General features: G+C 43.1%; 12 protein-coding genes. 10 read left to right on the forward strand and 2 right to left on the reverse strand.

What is annotated here, in order from left to right:
- The first annotated feature begins 427 nt into the window (after nt 1-427).
- From RYO92_RS04065 to RYO92_RS04095, 7 genes are all read left to right on the forward strand, one after another.
- The gene (locus RYO92_RS04065) at nt 428-1,702 is read left to right on the forward strand and encodes a glucose-1-phosphate adenylyltransferase (protein ID WP_315369569.1); all 1,275 of its coding nucleotides are present in this window, start codon (nt 428-430) and stop codon (nt 1,700-1,702) included.
- Nucleotides 1,699-2,820: a glucose-1-phosphate adenylyltransferase subunit GlgD gene (gene glgD / locus RYO92_RS04070; protein WP_007156443.1), complete on the forward strand. Its 1,122-nt coding sequence runs from the start codon at nt 1,699-1,701 to the stop codon at nt 2,818-2,820. Before RYO92_RS04065 ends, glgD begins: the two co-directional genes overlap by 4 nt.
- 15 nt (nt 2,821-2,835) lie before the next feature.
- Entirely contained in the window at nt 2,836-3,111 is a 276-nt protein-coding gene (gene spoVG / locus RYO92_RS04075; protein ID WP_007156442.1) for a septation regulator SpoVG, read from the forward strand.
- A gap of 299 nt (nt 3,112-3,410) precedes the next feature.
- Nucleotides 3,411-6,254, forward strand: a complete 2,844-nt coding sequence (locus tag RYO92_RS04080) for a response regulator (protein ID WP_315369570.1) — start codon at nt 3,411-3,413, stop codon at nt 6,252-6,254.
- Between the two features lie 15 nt (nt 6,255-6,269).
- Nucleotides 6,270-7,001, forward strand: coding sequence for a LytR/AlgR family response regulator transcription factor (locus tag RYO92_RS04085; RefSeq protein ID WP_315369571.1), 732 nt, complete (start codon nt 6,270-6,272; stop codon nt 6,999-7,001).
- A 214-nt stretch (nt 7,002-7,215) separates the two neighbouring features.
- Entirely contained in the window at nt 7,216-8,544 is a 1,329-nt protein-coding gene (locus tag RYO92_RS04090; protein WP_315369572.1) for a GGDEF domain-containing response regulator, read from the forward strand.
- A 149-nt stretch (nt 8,545-8,693) separates the two neighbouring features.
- Nucleotides 8,694-10,082 (forward strand): alanine/glycine:cation symporter family protein, encoded by a 1,389-nt coding sequence (locus tag RYO92_RS04095; protein WP_315369573.1) that lies wholly within the window; start codon nt 8,694-8,696, stop codon nt 10,080-10,082.
- Nucleotides 10,083-10,125: 43 nt separating this feature from the next.
- Here RYO92_RS04095 and RYO92_RS04100 read toward each other — a convergent pair whose 3' ends face one another.
- Together RYO92_RS04100 and RYO92_RS04105 are read right to left on the reverse strand one after the other, a co-directional pair.
- A complete protein-coding gene (locus tag RYO92_RS04100) occupies nt 10,126-10,770 on the reverse strand; it encodes a GNAT family N-acetyltransferase (protein WP_315369574.1) in 645 nt (214 codons plus the stop codon).
- Between the two features lie 100 nt (nt 10,771-10,870).
- The gene (locus RYO92_RS04105) at nt 10,871-11,479 is read right to left on the reverse strand and encodes a TIGR01440 family protein (protein WP_315365099.1); all 609 of its coding nucleotides are present in this window, start codon (nt 11,477-11,479) and stop codon (nt 10,871-10,873) included.
- Nucleotides 11,480-11,855: 376 nt separating this feature from the next.
- Here RYO92_RS04105 and RYO92_RS04110 point away from each other — a divergent pair, with 376 nt between their 5' ends.
- From RYO92_RS04110 to fsa, 3 genes are all read left to right on the forward strand, one after another.
- A complete protein-coding gene (locus RYO92_RS04110) occupies nt 11,856-13,979 on the forward strand; it encodes a methyl-accepting chemotaxis protein (RefSeq protein ID WP_315369575.1) in 2,124 nt (707 codons plus the stop codon).
- A gap of 335 nt (nt 13,980-14,314) precedes the next feature.
- Nucleotides 14,315-16,297 carry a transketolase gene (gene tkt / locus RYO92_RS04115; protein ID WP_314966777.1) on the forward strand — a complete coding sequence of 661 codons (1,983 nt, stop codon included), beginning with the start codon at nt 14,315-14,317 and terminating at the stop codon, nt 16,295-16,297.
- 25 nt (nt 16,298-16,322) lie between these two features.
- Entirely contained in the window at nt 16,323-16,997 is a 675-nt protein-coding gene (fsa, locus tag RYO92_RS04120) for a fructose-6-phosphate aldolase (RefSeq protein WP_315369576.1), read from the forward strand.
- The last annotated feature ends 63 nt before the right edge of the window (nt 16,998-17,060 follow it).

Genomic DNA, 17,060 nt, shown 5'->3' on the forward strand with positions numbered 1-17,060 from the left:
TCGGAAGTTGGTCTGTATCAGGACGACTTTTCTGATGAAAAGTCTGTCCTTACGGATACTAAGCGAAAAACTGCGCGTCTCTTGTTTTTCGTAAGTATCGGGCTAAGACTATCCCATATTCAGCCCTATATTGCCGAAAATTTCTTTTTTGCTTTATAGCATTCTTCAATAGGATGGGGAGGTTCATAAAAGTCTTTTCCCGAAGAATAAATAACTTTTATACAAAAAATAGAATAGGCTTGAAGTTTTTATGGTAAAAATTTCGTAAAATTCGGTTTTCAAGCCTTGAGCTTAGTGCTATAATACAAATACCAGAAGGAGAAGAAGATTAAGAATTCTCTTAATATTTGAATAGAAGTATTTGAATAGAGAGAAAGCTCTTTGTGGTTGCCAGTGCCATATGTTTTAGATGCAGAGAGGTGATGACGTGATTAAGAAAGAGATGATCGCCATGCTTTTAGCTGGCGGCCAAGGCTCACGCCTTGGGGTTCTTACAAAGAATGTTGCCAAACCGGCGGTTTCTTTTGGCGGAAAATATTCCATTATTGATTTCCCCTTAAGTAACTGTATTAATTCCGGCATAGACACAGTGGGAGTACTTACTCAGTATCAACCCTTACGCCTGAATGCACATATCGGCATCGGTATTCCTTGGGATTTGGATCGTAATAGGGGAGGCGTTACGGTATTGCAGCCCTATGAATCTCAGAAAGATACCGGCTTTTATTCGGGAACGGCCAATGCCATTTACCAAAATATCGCTTATATCGAGAATTATGATCCGGAGTACGTGTTGATTCTTTCCGGGGATCACATTTACAAGATGGATTATGAGGTTATGCTGGAGTATCACAAGGCGATGAAGGCCGACTTAACCATTGCCGCCATGCCGGTACCCATGGAGGAGGCAAGCCGTTTTGGAATTACCGTCACCGATGAAGCCGGCAGGATTATAGATTTCCAGGAGAAACCGAAGGAACCCAAGAGTAATTTGGCTTCTATGGGAATTTATATCTTTACCTGGAAAGTGCTAAAGGATGCTTTGCTACGAACCCGGGATGTGCCGGATTTGGATTTTGGAAAGCATGTTATTCCTTATATTTTCCAGAACATAGGGAATGTTTTTGCCTATGAGTTCAACGGATATTGGAAGGATGTGGGAACCTTGTATTCCTACTGGCAATCCAATATGGAACTGATTGCATTGATTCCCGAATTTAACTTGTACGAGGAATATTGGAAAATTTACACCCAGACCGATAATCCCGCTCCACAATTTATCTCAACCCATTCCCACGTAGAACGATCCGTTATTTCTGAAGGTTGTGAGATTCATGGAGAGATTTACAATTCTATTATCGGTGCCGGTGTAACAGTGGAACATGGGGCCGTTATTTCAGATAGTATTATTATGGCAAACACGGTGGTGGGAGAGAACACACATATCGACCAGGCTGTGATTGCTGAAAATGTAGAGATTGGCAAAGATTGTGTGATTGGTACCGGAGAATACCAGGATTCTGTTTATGACAGCAGGGTGTATTGTTCAGACCTTGCTACGATAGGGGAGAATTCCCTTATACCCGATGGAGTTTCCATTGGCAGAAACACGGCGATTTATGGGAAGACGGATCTTTCGGACTACCCGGATGGATTCCTTCAAAGTGGAGGAGCGATTATAAGGGAGGATGAAAGACTATGAGAGCAATAGGAATTATTTTAGCAGGCGGTAACAACAAAAGAATGAGAGAGCTTTCCAACAAGAGAGCGATTTCCGCAATGCCGGTTGCAGGCACCTTCCGTTCTATCGACTTCTCTCTTTCGAATATGTCCAATTCGCATATTCAGAAAGTAGCTGTGTTGACCCAGTATAACTCCAGGTCGTTGAACCAGCATCTGTCCTCTTCCAAGTGGTGGGACTTCGGAAGAAAACAAGGTGGACTATATGTTTTTACCCCGACTATTACTGCGGAGCATGGAGATTGGTTTAGGGGTACGGCAGATGCACTCTATCAAAACCTTGTTTTTTTACAGTCATCTCATGAGCCTTATGTCATCATTGCCGCAGGAGATGGGGTATATAAGCTTGACTATAACAAGGTACTGGAATATCATATCGAAAAGAAAGCGGACATCACCGTTGTATGCAAGAACATGGATGCAGGGGATGATATATCCCGCTTTGGCTGTCTTAAGATGAATGAGGACAGCAGAATCGTGGATTTTGAAGAAAAGCCCGTATCAACTGATGCCAGTTGTATTTCCTGCGGAGTTTATATTATCCGCAGAAGACAGTTGATTGAGCTTTTGGAAAAAGCCCATGATGAGGATCGTTATGATTTCGTAAAGGATATTCTGATTCGCTACAAGAACATCAAGCGAATCTACGGTTATAGACTAAATACTTATTGGAGCAATATCGCTTCAGTGGAGTCCTTTTATCAGACAAATATGGACTTCCTAAAGAGAAATATTCGGGATTACTTCTTTAAGCAGGCCCCCGGTGTATACACAAAATTGGCCGACAATCCGCCTGCGAAGTACAATCCGGATTGCAGTGTGCATAATTCCATAGTGGCCAGCGGTTGTATCATCAACGGGACAGTGGAAAACTCTGTTTTGTGCCGTAAGGTCTACGTTGGAAATAACTGCATTATTCGCAATTCGATTATCCTGAATGATGTGTATATCGGAGATAACAGCGTCATTGAACATTGCATCGTGGAGAGCCGGGACACCATTCGCGCCAATACCACCTACATTGGAACACCGGAGAATATCAGAATCGTCATCGAGAAAAATGAAAGGTATACCATGTAAAAAGGAAGGAGTATCATGGAGGTTACAGATGTACGGGTTCGTAAGGTTGACAAAGAAGGTAAGATGAAGGCCATTGTTTCTATCACATTTGATGAAGAATTTGTGATTCATGACATTAAGGTCATTGAGGGAGAAAAGGGCTTATTCATCGCTATGCCTTCCAGAAAAACTACGGACGGTGAGTATAGAGATATCGCTCACCCTATCCGCTCCACCACGAGAGAGTTACTTCAGCAGACCATTCTGGAGAAATACCAGGAGGATGCAGAGGAAGAAGGCGAAGGATTTTGATTTCGCGACGAAGTAAAATCTCACAAACCTGAGGCCACTAAGGACAATAATCCTTAGTGGCTTTTTGCGTACAATGCTTTACAAGTGCAAATCTTACGGTATTTTGTTTATTAATTTTCCTTCTTTGGTCGAAATGTAAAGATGGTAAGGAGCACTTTCGTTTTTTTTCTACAATGAATCAGGGAATTATGGATGCCTGAGAGTAGAACAAGCTTAAGAAATATGTTAAAATAAATGCACTAATCTATAGAGGGAATTGAATAAAGAGTTTTCTCGGAAAAGGAGTTCGGAGAAATAGTATGAATAGAATAACAGAAGTTAAGATACGCTTTATCTACCTATTGTTTTTGATTTTTGTGCTTATCTTTGTGGTAGCCAGTTCTATGCGCTACTATGATAAGCTTGGATTTTATGAGGAAAAATTTGAAGTTTTACAATCCGGCTGGCAAAGAGTTTTGCCGGACGGTTCAAAGAAACGTTTATATTCTACCGGGGAGTCCGTTCCGGAGAAGGAGCTCTTAATTGAGCGACAGTTACCCCAGGATGTTCCTTATGCGTTAACCAGCTTGTTTATTCGAACAGTGCATCAGGATATTACGGTGTGGATAGACGGTAGAGTGGTATATGAATTTAAATATGCGGATATCCCGCCATTTAATAGTAAGATTCCGCCTATTTCCTGGGTTCGTATCCCGGTACAGAAGGATCAGCTTGGGAAGATGATTCGTATTGAGCTGACCGGAAGAGGCAGAACAGCGGAGAATACCCTTGGAGGTATTTATTTTGGAGAAGACGTCTCTATTATTTGTGCCATTCTTTGGAAGAATGCTTTGCAGATACTGGCAGCTTTTTGTCTCATGTTCCTGGGAATCGGAATGTGGGTGGAATATATTCTGGTGGATAAAAAGAAGGGAGACGAAAGAGGAGCATATTATACAGGAGTCAGTCTATTTTTTATGGGACTATGGCTTGGTTGTCAGATTGATGCCAGACAGCTGATTTTTAACAATATTCTCTTGCTGTGGAATTTGGAGTACCTGTCTATTATCATGATTCCGGTACCGGCGCTACTTTTTATCAACAAAGTGGAAAAGGGCTTATGTCAAAGAGAACTCTTCCTATTGTCCTTTTTTATCTTTATCTGTGATACCTTGATAATCTTTTCTGCGGGTGTAGGAATCTTTTCCTTTGCAGAATTAAATCTTCCCATTGACATTTTGGGACTGATTACCGCAATTGAGGTATTGCGTAGCTTTTACATGGTTTGGAAGAAGGATAAACATCTCTTTAGGGAGTTGACCTGGATGATGGGGGCTTATTGCACCCTGATTGGTTTCTGTATTATTGAGTTGCTTTCCTATATGATTAGCGGCTATGCAAACCAGGGAAAATTCCTTTCCATCGGAACCATTATCTTTGCCTTCCAGATTATGCATGCGCAAGGCATTGAGTATGATAAGGTACAGAATGAAAAGAGCAAGCTGGAGATTTCCGATAAGGTACAGGCAGAATTTTTAGCCAATATGTCCCATGAGATTAGAACCCCCATTAATACCGTTATCGGTATGAATGAGATGATTCTTCGGGAGAGCCGTGATGATGCGGTATTAAGCTATGCACAGGATATTCAGGCTTCCGGGCAGACCCTCTTGTCTTTAGTAAATGATATTTTGGACTTCTCCAGAATCGAATCCGGAGGAATCAAGCTGGTACCTAAGCCCTATGAATTGGCTACTGTGATTCACGAAATTAACAGTATGGTTCGTTTCCGTGCAGAGTGGAAGGGTCTGCAATTCGAAATCCTTGTTGACGGAGACACTCCGGCGGTGCTTTACGGAGATGCTTTCCGGGTGCGGGAGGTTATCCTAAACCTGATTGATAATGCGATTAAGTACACGGAAAAGGGAAAAATTACTCTGAGCGTAACAGCAAGGGCTTTGGACGAAGAGGGAAATTCTCCTGTGCAGTCCAAGGAAGAAACCGGGCTCAGTACGGCAAAAGCCATTGAGCTGCAGATTGCTGTAAAGGATACCGGTGTAGGTGTGAAGGAAAGTGATCAGAAGCTTATTTTCCAGAAGTTCCAAAGAGTACAGTCCGGTTGGAGCCAGAATATTCAGGGAACAGGCCTGGGACTGCCCATTACCAACTATTTTGTGGAAATCATGAACGGACACATTCAGTTGGATAGTGTGTTTGGAGAGGGCTCCTGCTTTACAGCTTATATTCCCCAGTGGCAGTTAAACGAAGACCGTATCGGAAATTATGAAGAACGGTACCAGAAGCAAAGAGGAGAGAAGAAGGACTTTAATAAGGGCTTTATTGCCAAGGACGCCAGAATTTTGGTGGTGGATGACAATGAATTAAATCTTCGTCTGGTACAGAATCTTTTGAAGAGGACAGAAGTACAGATTACCTGTGCCTTTTCGGGAGAAGAGTGTATTGAGAAGTTAAGAGAAGAGAACTTCGATATTATATTCCTTGACCATATGATGCCGGGAATGGATGGAGAAGAAACCTTGAAGAAGATTCGGGAAAATGCCTTTGAAAACCGTTATGGAAAACCGGTTCCCGTCATTGCCTTTTCCTCCAATATGCTCCCCGGTATTCGTCAGAAGTACGTAAACACAAGCTTTGACGCTTATCTGACGAAGCCTGTGGATGGAAATGAGCTGGAGAAAACCTTGTATACCTTCCTGCCGGAGAATTTAATTCGGAAGAGAACAAATGAAGAATATTTTCAGACAGAATTAAAGAAACATGCTATAGTAGAGAAGGAAGAAGAAGAGAAAACGCTGGATCGAAGTACAGGTTTGCAGTATTGCATGCAGGATGAGGAAGTATATCGAGAAATCCTGGGGCTTTTCAGAGACAGTAGTGACGAGAAGATGCAGGAGCTGGAGAAGGCATTTGCAGAGAAGGACTACAGTAAATATCGTCTTTATGCCCACGGATTAAAGACAACCTCCTTAACAGTTGGCGCCGTAAAGCTATCCGAAAATGCAAAAAAACTGGAACATGCAGCAAAAAGAGTAGTAGACAAGGTAGAGAAAGAGGAAGCCGAGCATTATATTGCCTATAATCATGAGGCTTTCATGGCTCTCTACAGGAAGACAATTCAAGAAGCTAGAGAATACTTACAGTAGTCCGGGAGTTTATCCATGAAGAAAATTAAGCTTGTGGTATGTGATGATGAGCTGGTACAACGGAAATTTTTAGGGGTCCTATTGGGACGATTTTTTAAAGAACGGATGATTCCGGTAGAGATATCTTACTATGGCTCCGGAGAGGAATTTCTGGAAAATAAAGAGCAGGATCTTAACCTTACAGATTTGTTTTTATTAGACATTTTTATGCCGAATTTAAATGGAATTGAACTGGCAAGGGAGATTAAAGAACGAAATGCTCCGGGGAAAATCATTTTTATCACAGGGGGAAATGACTATGTGACGGAGGCTTTTGAATTAAAGGCATTTTCCTACATTCAAAAGCCTGTGGAATATGAGAAATTTTCCAAAGTGCTTTCCCACGCCTTGGAAACCGTGGAAAAGGTAAAGTATATGGAAGTCATGGTGGACCGGGAGCCGGAACGGATTTATCTGGAAGACGTGGAATACGTAGAAACCATGGGAAGAAGGCTTCTCATTCACCTGCGTGAAGATGATATGGAAACCTATATGTCCATGAAAGCCTTTATGGATCAACACGGGAAAGATGATTTTGTACAGATTTCCCGTTATATTGCGGTATCCAAGGATTGCATTCAACGGATTACCGGGCGAAGTTTAATCTTGCAGGATGGAACGGAATTATCCATCAGTGAGAAGTATTTAGCTACAGCCCGGAAGGAACATACGGAATATTTGCATACTAAGAAGATGGCCAGTGTCTAGGAAGCTAGACATGGCCTCTTTGTGTGTTACTAAAGGATTTTCGATAAAGTAATTTTAATAGATGAATTAAAAATTATTTTCTTAATTTTTTCAAAGAAAATTAAGAATAAAAAACTTAAATAGAGCTTGACGTGTCTTTATCGTTTTTCGTATGATAAAAGCAGGATGTAAGATTTTTGTAAGATGTTTCCAGGGATGGTGGAAAAGGAGTAAAATGAGCCAGAGAGTGGTCATCGTGGATGACGAGTTGATTCCCAGAAAAATTGCAGAAAAGGCATTGAAGGATCATTATCAGGTAGCTACTTATGACAATGCCAAAGCCGCATTGGAGGATTTGCCGAATTCCAAACCGGATATTTTGCTGGTGGACTTGCATATGCCGGAGATGGACGGCTATGCTTTCTTGAAGGAGATTCGCCGTTTGGAACGCCATGATTTGGCCAATATTCCGGTGGTGATTATGACCTCTGACGAGGATTCCGGAGCGGAGATTAAGGGCTTTGATTTGGGCGCTTATGACTATATCAGAAAACCTTTATTGCCGGATCTTTTACTTCGCCGTGTGGAACGGATTATAAAAAGAGAACAGATGCTGAAGCATCTGGAAAAAAAGGCGGATATCGATGTTTTAACGGGACTTTTTAATAGAAGTGCCTGTGTACAACAAATTAACGAGTATTTACAAATGAAAAAAGACAACGGTCTTTTGCTCATGCTGGACCTGGACCATTTTAAGATGGTAAATGATCGTTTCGGTCATGAGATGGGAGATCAGGTTTTGATGGAAGTGGCGAAGGTGCTACAGGGACTGGTGCGTTCCGATGATGTTTTGGGGCGTATTGGCGGTGACGAGTTTATTATTTTTTACCGAGGCTTCTGGAATGAGGATGCTTTGAAGGATCGCTGTGAGGAAATCTGCATGAAGGTGAAGTCTTGCCTGGAACATGTCTTAGGCTCCTCTGTTTCGGGACAATTCGGAATTTCCATCGGTGTTGCCATGGCGCCTCAACAGGGCTCCGACTTTTTAAGTCTTTACCAAAAGGCGGATGAAGCCATGTATCATGTAAAGTCCGCAGGACATGGGGGATATTTCGTTTTTTCGGAAGAGCAGGAGGAAGAAGAGGAAATCAGCAACGTGGTTTCCTTGCCGGAGATTCAGAAAAGAATTGAGGGCAGAGATTATTTCCCCGGTGCTTATATGGTGGATTATGAAGATTTTTGCAGTATCTATCATTTTCTAAAGCGGACGGGAGAGAGAGCACAGCTTCCGGTACAGATGGTTTTGTTTACGGTAGAAGAGAGTTCGGATGCGGATCGCAGAGGAACGGAAAATCGAATGAGGAACTTTGGAGGTCTTTTGAGCAAGACGATTCGAAGGGGAGATGTGGTGGTTCGCTGCGGTAATAAACAATACATGATTTTATTGGTTGGAGCAAGTGCGGAATCCAGTCATGTGGCTATTGACAGAGTGATGCGACAGCGATCTTTGGAGGAACAAGAAGATTATCCTATTCGTGTAGAGGTCAACAGCTTGATAGGTTAGTAGATGATTAGAGCATAGAGCATTTAGAGCATAGAGCATTTAGAATAAAGAGCATTTAGAATAAAGAGCATTTAGAGTAAAGAGCATTTAGAGCATAGAGCATTTAGAGCGAAGAACATTTAGAGTATAGAACAGATAGGGTAAAAAAGATGAATATGTTGATTGAGGCCAACCGGCTTGTGAACCGGTTTATTTGGGGAGTACCGGCTATGGCCTGTATTCTTGGTGTGGGTTTGTATCTGAGTATCCGTACCGGATTTTTACAGCTTCGGAATTTTCCTGAGGCTATGCAGGTAACAATCGGAAGAATTTTTCGAAAAAGAGAGGCAAAGGACGGGGCTTTGACACCCTTCCAGGCGGTTTGCACCGCTTTGGCGGCCACCATTGGAACGGGAAATATTGCCGGTGTGGCGGGAGCCATCAGTATCGGCGGTCCCGGAGCAGTCTTTTGGATGTGGATGTCCGCGATTTTAGGGATGTGCACAAAGTTCTGTGAAGTTACCTTGGCAGTTTATTATCGGGAAAGCAATAAAAAAGGGGAGCTGCTGGGCGGACCCATGTACTATATCAAGAACGGTTTAGGCAGGCAGTGGATGTTTCTGGCTTACCTCTATGCGGTATTTGGTATTCTTACGGTGTTTGGCACCGGAAATGCGACCCAGGTGAATACGATAACAGCGGCAATTAATGAGGCCTTATTCCATTTTTCCCTATTGCCTACGGAAGGGAATGGAAGGGTAAACCTTTTTATCGGGATAGTGATTGCTGTGCTGGTTGCTTTGATTTTGTTGGGAGGAATCAAGAGAATTGGACAGGTGACGGAAAAGCTGGTTCCTTTTATGGGTTTGTTTTATGTCGTATTGTCCTTAGGGGTTGTTTTCCTTCATTTTGATAGGGTTCCCTCTGTTTTTACTACGATTTTTGCTTCTGCCTTCTCTCCCAGAGCATTTACGGGAGGTGCTGTAGGAAGCTTTATTCTTTCCATGAAGAAGGGAATTTCCAGAGGGATTTTCTCTAATGAAGCGGGCTTGGGAACCGGTTCTATTGCCCATGCAACGGCGGATACCAGAAAGCCGGTTAAACAGGGATATTTTGGAATTTTTGAGGTGTTTGCGGACACCATTGTGATCTGTACGCTGACGGCTCTTGTAATCTTATGCAGTGGAGTAGATATTCCTTTCGGAAGAGAAGCCGGCGCTGAACTTACGATTTCAGGCTTTACCAGCACCTATGGAGCATGGTCCAGTATTTTTACTGCGGTGGCTCTTTGCTGTTTTGCTTTTTCCACCATTTTAGGCTGGGGCTTATATGGAGCTCGATTTACAGAGTTTGTTTTTGCCTCTCCTATTGCGGTAAAGATTTTTTTAAGTCTTTATGCCTTGGTATCTATCTTGGGAGCTACGGTGGATTTATCCGTGGTCTGGTCTGTAGCGGACAGCTTTAATGGTCTTATGGTAATCCCTAACTTGATTGCTCTTTTCCTCCTGTGTCCTAAGGTGTTACAGTGTATTTCGGAATATCGTAAGAGTGAAGGATAGGAAAGGCTCTGTTTATTATGCAAAATGAAAAGACTGTTGTCGTTTATGCGACAACAGTCTTTTCATTTTGCACGTCCATGGAGAAGCTCCAGTTTCCCATTTGGGTTTTCGGGGTGTGGATTTCTTCGTAGGACATTAAGGAAAAGCCTGCTTTTTCATAAAAGCGGGCGTTATTTTCCGTGTTGGTAATCAGGGTGAATTGTCCCCCGCCTTCAGAGGCTACATAGGGAATTACTCCTTCTTCCAGGAATTGTGCGCCGATGCCTTCCCCTCTACGGCTGTTTTTTACTGCTAAAGAGCTTAGATACCAGAAGGGGCATTTTTGGCTGTGAATTACCTTTTCCGCTTTTTCTGTCATGGATATCCATGCCAGAGTCTTGAAAATACCGCCAATCATAAAGGTTTGCAGTGCCTTTTTGGAAACGTAGTCTTTAAATTCCACACCCTTGTCCATAGGGCTTTGGATTGCTGCTACGGCGAGAATTTCTCCCTCTTCTTCGGCCAGTAACATTCTCTGTTTTCCGTAGTAAATTTCCACGGCAATGGTTTGGATAGAGCGCACAAATTCTCTGCGCTTTTCATTTTCTTCAATAAAATTAGAAAAATAAGGATAGTCAAAAAAAGAATCGGTTAATAAGTCTACGCAGGCAGTCAAATCTTTTTCTTCAGCAAAACGGTATTGTAACATGGAATCCCTCCCGTAAATCATAGGCGTATTCTTCGGAAACATCCTGTTTCCTTTTCGAAATAATTTCGACTCATTTACACAATAATATAAAATTTAATTTTTAAAGCAGGCGCTCATCATAGGAAGCACGAATACCGCCAATAAACTTCGGTCGTACTCTGGCTGCAGTAACATGGGCGTGGAGAAGTTCCTTTTGAGAAAGCCTAAGAGGAACTGCAACGGATTTTAAGTGCATTCCGATAAAGGTATCCCCGATATCCAGACCTGCATCGGCTTGGATTCTCTCTACAAGAATAGGATCCCGGAAATTCTCATAAGCTTTTGTGGAAAATGACCCTCCTGCCTTTGGTTTCGGAACTACATTTACAGGCTCCGGAAAGGGAAGGGCTGCACGTTCCACCACAAGGGCTCTATTTAAATGCTCACAACATTGGGTGGCTAAAAAGACCTCTGCCTCTGAACAGGCCCGATAGATGCCCTGAAAAAGGCATTCTGCCGCTTCCAAACTGGAACAGCTTCCGATTCTTTCTCCGATAACTTCAGAGGAGGAGCAACCCACCACAAGAATCTGTCTCTTTTGCAGCTTGGCCTTTTCAATCAACTCTTTACATAGAGAATAGCTTTGTGCTTCCAGTTCTTTGGGACTGATTTCTGTAAGAGGATGTTCTGCTAAAGCGTCTAAATTTCTCTCGATGTTTTCGTTATTCATAAAGGCTCCTTTCTCTTTTTTGCAAAGAATTCCGCCAAATCTTCTGTAAGGCAGTTTAAATATTACAACCGGTGAATAAGATAATCTTGTTGATTTCCTCTACAGTTTACTCGAATGAGAGAAAAATTTTCAAGTATTTTGTGTGTAAGATAAAATAATTTACTTATATTTCATTTTTGTATTTAGAAAATTAAGCAACAGCAAAGAAGAAAATACAAAGGCAAAGTTGATTATATTCTTAGAAATTATATTTCTAAATTCCGAACAGTGTGTTCTATAAATTCAATTTATTATATGAATTTTAGTTTTGCCGATAATAATCAGGTCGTAAAAAATCGAGAAAAATGGAATTTTCTACAGAAGGAGTGAAGGAACAATGAAAAAACACGATTTGAGTACATCAAAGGGCAGACAAATGCAGGGGTCAAAGCGAAGCCATTCCTTAAGCGGAAGAATTTCTTTGAGCTTAGGTATTATCATGCTTTTCTTATTTGCATTGATGACCGCTTTTATCTTGGCAGTGGCCAGCGCGGCATTTAACAAGAAAAATGAGCAAAACATGAATGCTCTTTCCAACTTGAATGCGAGTAGAGTGAACAAAATCACGGTCAATACCAGCAATACCATGAAGTCTTTGGCAGAGAGCTTCGTGAATTTTCATAAAGAAGACGGCGGAGATTCAGCTCTTAGCGGAAAGAGCAAGCTGGAAGAAGCTACCGGAGCATTGACGGTTTCGGAGGCTGAGGAAGAGTATTATTTAATGAAAACCATGCAGGGCTTTGCGAAAAACAATCTGGGGATTGTGAGCCAGGCATTGCTCTTGGAGCCGGATGCATTTTCCAAGGAAAACAGCAATTACTCTCTTCGTTATGATACCGACGGAGACAAGTTCTCCATGGTGCCTTACGAGGTTTACGGTACACAGGATTTTTATAAGCAGGCTCAGGAAAGCAAGGTGGCTTCCGCAACCCTTCCTATGGAAAATGCGGACACCGGTAAGGCAAGCTTCTATATGACTGTTCCCATTCTGGACGGAGATCGTTTTTTGGGAATCGTAACCACAGAGATTTCCACAGAGGTTTTCAACGAGTTGGATATGAGCACCCTCGGTTATGAGAATGTGTTCTTTGATGTTTTAGATAACCAAAATAACTTCGTTTACAGTAACAACCCGGATGCAAAGGGAAAGAATTTAGGAGACCTTATCGGTCAGAAATATAGTGATATGCTGGTGGAAAAGATGCAGACTAAGGAAGCATTTTTCCAAAGAGACAGTCAGGTTCGTTACTATGTACCTTTACAAATCGAGGGTGTAGATTGGTGGGTACAGACCGCGATGACCATTCCTCATTTTGATCAGGAGAAAAATCAGCTTTTATTTGCTTTGATTTTGTCCGAGGTCATCATTTTCATTCTGGTTCAGATTATTAACTTCCTGCGGATTTCCAATGCATTAAAACCATTAAAGAAGATCAGTGAGGCCGGAAAAGAAGTGGCAGGCGGAAACTTCGATGTGGAAATTCATTATCCCCAGCAGGATGAAATCGGAGAGCTTTCTCGCAGTATTTCCGAAGTAATCGGAAGAAGTAAGAAGATTGTATTTGACCTTAGAGACCGTTTGGATGCTATGGCGGGCGGAAACTTTACCGAAAATCTGGAAAGCGAAGAGTATGTAGGAGATTATGCACCGCTTCTGGAAAGCTTAAAGCATATTCAAGAGGATATGAATAAGACTTTACAGGAGGTTCATGCTTCTTCCGTACAGGTATTAAGCAGTGCGGAGCAGGTAAATACCGGAGCACAGAGCCTGTCTCAGGGTGCTACGGAGCAGGCTTCCTCCATCGAGGAGCTGTCTGCCAATATGCAGGATATCTCTCACTCCATTCAGGCTTCTACAAAGACTGCAGGAGAGGCCTATAAGCTCCAGGGAGAGGCAGGAGTTGCGGTGCTTCAGTCCAATGAAAAGATGGAAGAAATGCGTAAGGCTATGGACGATATTACTGCAAAGTCCAATGAAATCAGTAAAATTATTAAGACCATTGATGACATTGCCTTCCAGACCAATATCCTTTCCTTAAATGCGGCTATTGAGGCGGCAAGAGCAGGAGCAGCCGGAAAGGGCTTTGCCGTGGTGGCGGATGAGGTGGGAAACCTTGCCCAGAAATCTGCCAAGGCGGCACAGAATACCGGTTTACTCATTGAAGAAACCATTGAAGCTGTGGAAAAGGGTGCAAAAATCACCGAAGAAACTGCAGAATCCTTAAATTCCGTTTCCAAGAGTACGGAAGAAGTAAACACCTTGATCGAGAAGATTTCTTCTGCATCCAGCAAGGATTTGGAAGGTATCACTTCCTTAAATCAGGGCTTACAGCAGATTTCTTCCGTAGTACAGGCAAATTCCGCAACAGCAGAACAGAGTGCGGCAGCCTCCGAAGAGCTTACCGGTCAGGCCAATAAGATGAATGAATTGGTGGAGCGCTTCCAGTTGAAGGAAGAGTAAGAAATAAAAGCTAAGATAAAAGCTAAAACAAAAGCTAAAACAAAAGCTAAAACAAAAGCTAAAACAAAAGCTAAAACAAAAGCTAAGATAACAGCTAAATAACAGCTTGAACATTAAGAAAAAGCCTTTATGGATATAGGCCTGAAAAAGGGAAATCCGAAGCCGATTTCAGCCCTGAATTCCATAGAGGCTTTTTTGTATTTTTAAAGTCCAAAATTCATAGACATTTTTTTTCCCTATGGTAAGATAGAAAACGTAATTCTTAACGAGTATCGCTCACGTAGTGTGCGGTATCTCGTTTTATAAAGAATCGGTCAAGAGCTTAGGAGGAAAAAATGAATAAAGAGATTGAAACGAAGGCAATAAACAGTATCCGTATTCTTTCTGCAGATGGAATCCAAAAGGCGAATTCAGGACACCCCGGATTACCCTTGGGAGCGGCACCCATGGCATATACCCTTTGGGCGAAACACCTTCATTTTCATCCTGAGCATCCGGAATGGGATAACAGAGATCGCTTCGTGTTATCTGCAGGGCATGGTTCCATGATGCTCTATTCTTTATTACATCTTTTTTCCTTTGGGCTGAGCAAGGAAGACTTGATGCAGTTTCGTCAGCTGGGGTCCCTTACTCCCGGACATCCGGAATATGGTCATACCAAGGGCATTGATGCCACCACTGGCCCCTTGGGGGCAGGTCTTGCCATGGCGGTAGGTATGGCTATGGCGGAAAGTCATTTGGCGGCAGAGTTTAATAAAGAAGATTTAAAGCTGGTAGACCACCGAACCTATGCTCTCTGCGGAGACGGTTGTCTGATGGAGGGAATTTCCTCCGAGGCCCTTTCTCTTGCCGGAACCTTGAAGCTGGATAAATTGACCATCTTGTACGATTCCAACAAGATTTCTATTGAGGGCAATACAGACATTGCTTTTACGGAAAATGTGGAACAGCGTATGCAGGCCTTCGGTTTCAAGACCTTGACGGTTGAGGATGGTAATGATATCGAAGCGATTTCCCAGGCTATTGAAACCGCTAAGGAAGACTGTTCTGCCCCCTATTTTATTACGATTAAGACTCAAATCGGCTATGGCGTTCCCAAGAAGATGGGCAGTGCTTCCGCCCACGGAGAGCCCTTGGGAGAGGAAAATATTAAAGAAATGCGGCAGTTCCTAAACTGGGAAGAGGAGGAGCCTTTCCTTGTACCGAAGGAGGTTTATGCCCACTATGATGCTTTGGTAGAGGAAAAGAAGACTTCCTACAGTGCCTGGGAGGATTTAAGAGCAAAGTACGAGAAGGCATATCCCGAGTGTTATGCCAAGTACTGTGCTTATCATAATCCCGGAAGTGCAGCTTCTCTGTTGCAGGAAGAAAAGCTCTGGACAGCTGTGGAGAAGCCGGAAGCAACCCGTTCTTCCTCCGGAGAAGTGATTCAGATTTTAAAGGATTTGGTGCCGAATCTTTTCGGCGGTTCTGCAGACCTTGCCCCTTCCAACAAGACGGAAATGAAGGGAGAGGGATTTTATTCCCCGGAAAATCCCCTTGGAAAAAATATCCATTTCGGAGTAAGAGAGCTGGCCATGGCAGGCATTGCCAACGGAATTCTCCTGCATGGAGGACTTCGTTCCTATGTAGCGACCTTCTTCGTGTTCAGTGATTATGTAAAGCCTATGGCAAGACTGGCAGCCCTTATGGGATTGCCACAGATTTATGTATTAACCCATGACAGTATCGGTGTAGGAGAGGATGGACCTACCCATGAGCCTATTGAACAGCTGGCTATGCTTCGTTCCACCCCGAATTTCCGGGTGTTCCGTCCCTGTGACAGGCAGGAGACCGCAGCGGCCTGGTTCTCCGCATTGTCCAGCACGGATTGTCCCACAGCCATTGTACTAAGCAGACAGAATCTTCCCCAGTATTGTAAGGATGGAAGAGATGCTTTGAAGGGTGCCTATATTCTTTCCGGAGGAGAGCAGGAGCCTGAATTAATCCTCATGGCCACCGGTTCCGAAGTGGAGCTGGCAGAAGAGGCGGCTAAGGTGCTTAGAGGAGAAGGAAGAGCGGTTCGCGTGGTTTCCATGCCTTCCTTGGAAGTATTTGCTCTGCAAAGTCCGGAATATCAGGAGAAGGTATTACCGAAGTCCTGCAAAAAGCGCATTTCCATTGAGGCCCTTTCCACCTTCGGCTGGGGCAAATATGTAGGCTTTGAAGGAAAGAGTATCGGTCTGGATCGCTTCGGTGCCTCCGGTCCTGCCAAGTCCCTCTTTAAGGAATTTGGATTCACGGTAGAAAGAGTTGTGGAAGAGGCAAAGAGCTTATAAATTTTCTGTTCAAGGAGGGAAAGAGATGAAATTTTATATTGATACAGCGAATGTGGCGGAAATTCGAGAAGCCTATGATATGGGAATCATTGCCGGTGTAACCACCAATCCTTCTCTCATTGCCAAGGAAGGTCGGGACTATCAGGAAACCCTGAAGGAAATCGCCTCCTTTATGGACGGCCCCATTTCCGGTGAAGTACGGGCGGACAGTGACACCGCAGAGAAGATGATTGCGGAGGGACGTGAGATTGCCGCTTTATCCAAAAACATGGTAGTAAAGATTCCTATGACCGCAGAAGGTTTAAAGGCGGTAAAGGTGCTTTCCAAGGAGGGTATCAAGACCAATGTCACCTTGATTTTCTCTGCAAACCAGGCGCTTTTGGCAGCCAGAGCGGGAGCAAGCTACGTTTCTCCTTTCTTGGGAAGAATGGATGACATTTCCTCCGACGGCCTTATCCTGATTCAGGATATTATGGACGTTTTCAGCCAGTATCCGGACTTGGAAACCGAAGTGATTTGTGCTTCTGTAAGACACCCGATTCATGTTTTGGAATGTGCAAAGACCGGGGCGGACATTGCGACCGTTCCCTTCAAGGTTTTGTTGCAAATGATTTCTCATCCTCTGACAGATCAGGGAATTGAAAAATTTAAGGCAGATTATGCGAAGGCATTTCCAATAATGCGAAGGCATTTTCAATAAAGAATTGACATCTTTTTCACAGCACAGTATAGTAAAAAATGCTGTGAAGGATGACAATTTATG

Source organism: Oribacterium sinus, assembly GCF_963553175.1.
GTDB classification, from domain to species: domain Bacteria; phylum Bacillota; class Clostridia; order Lachnospirales; family Lachnospiraceae; genus Oribacterium; species Oribacterium sinus_B.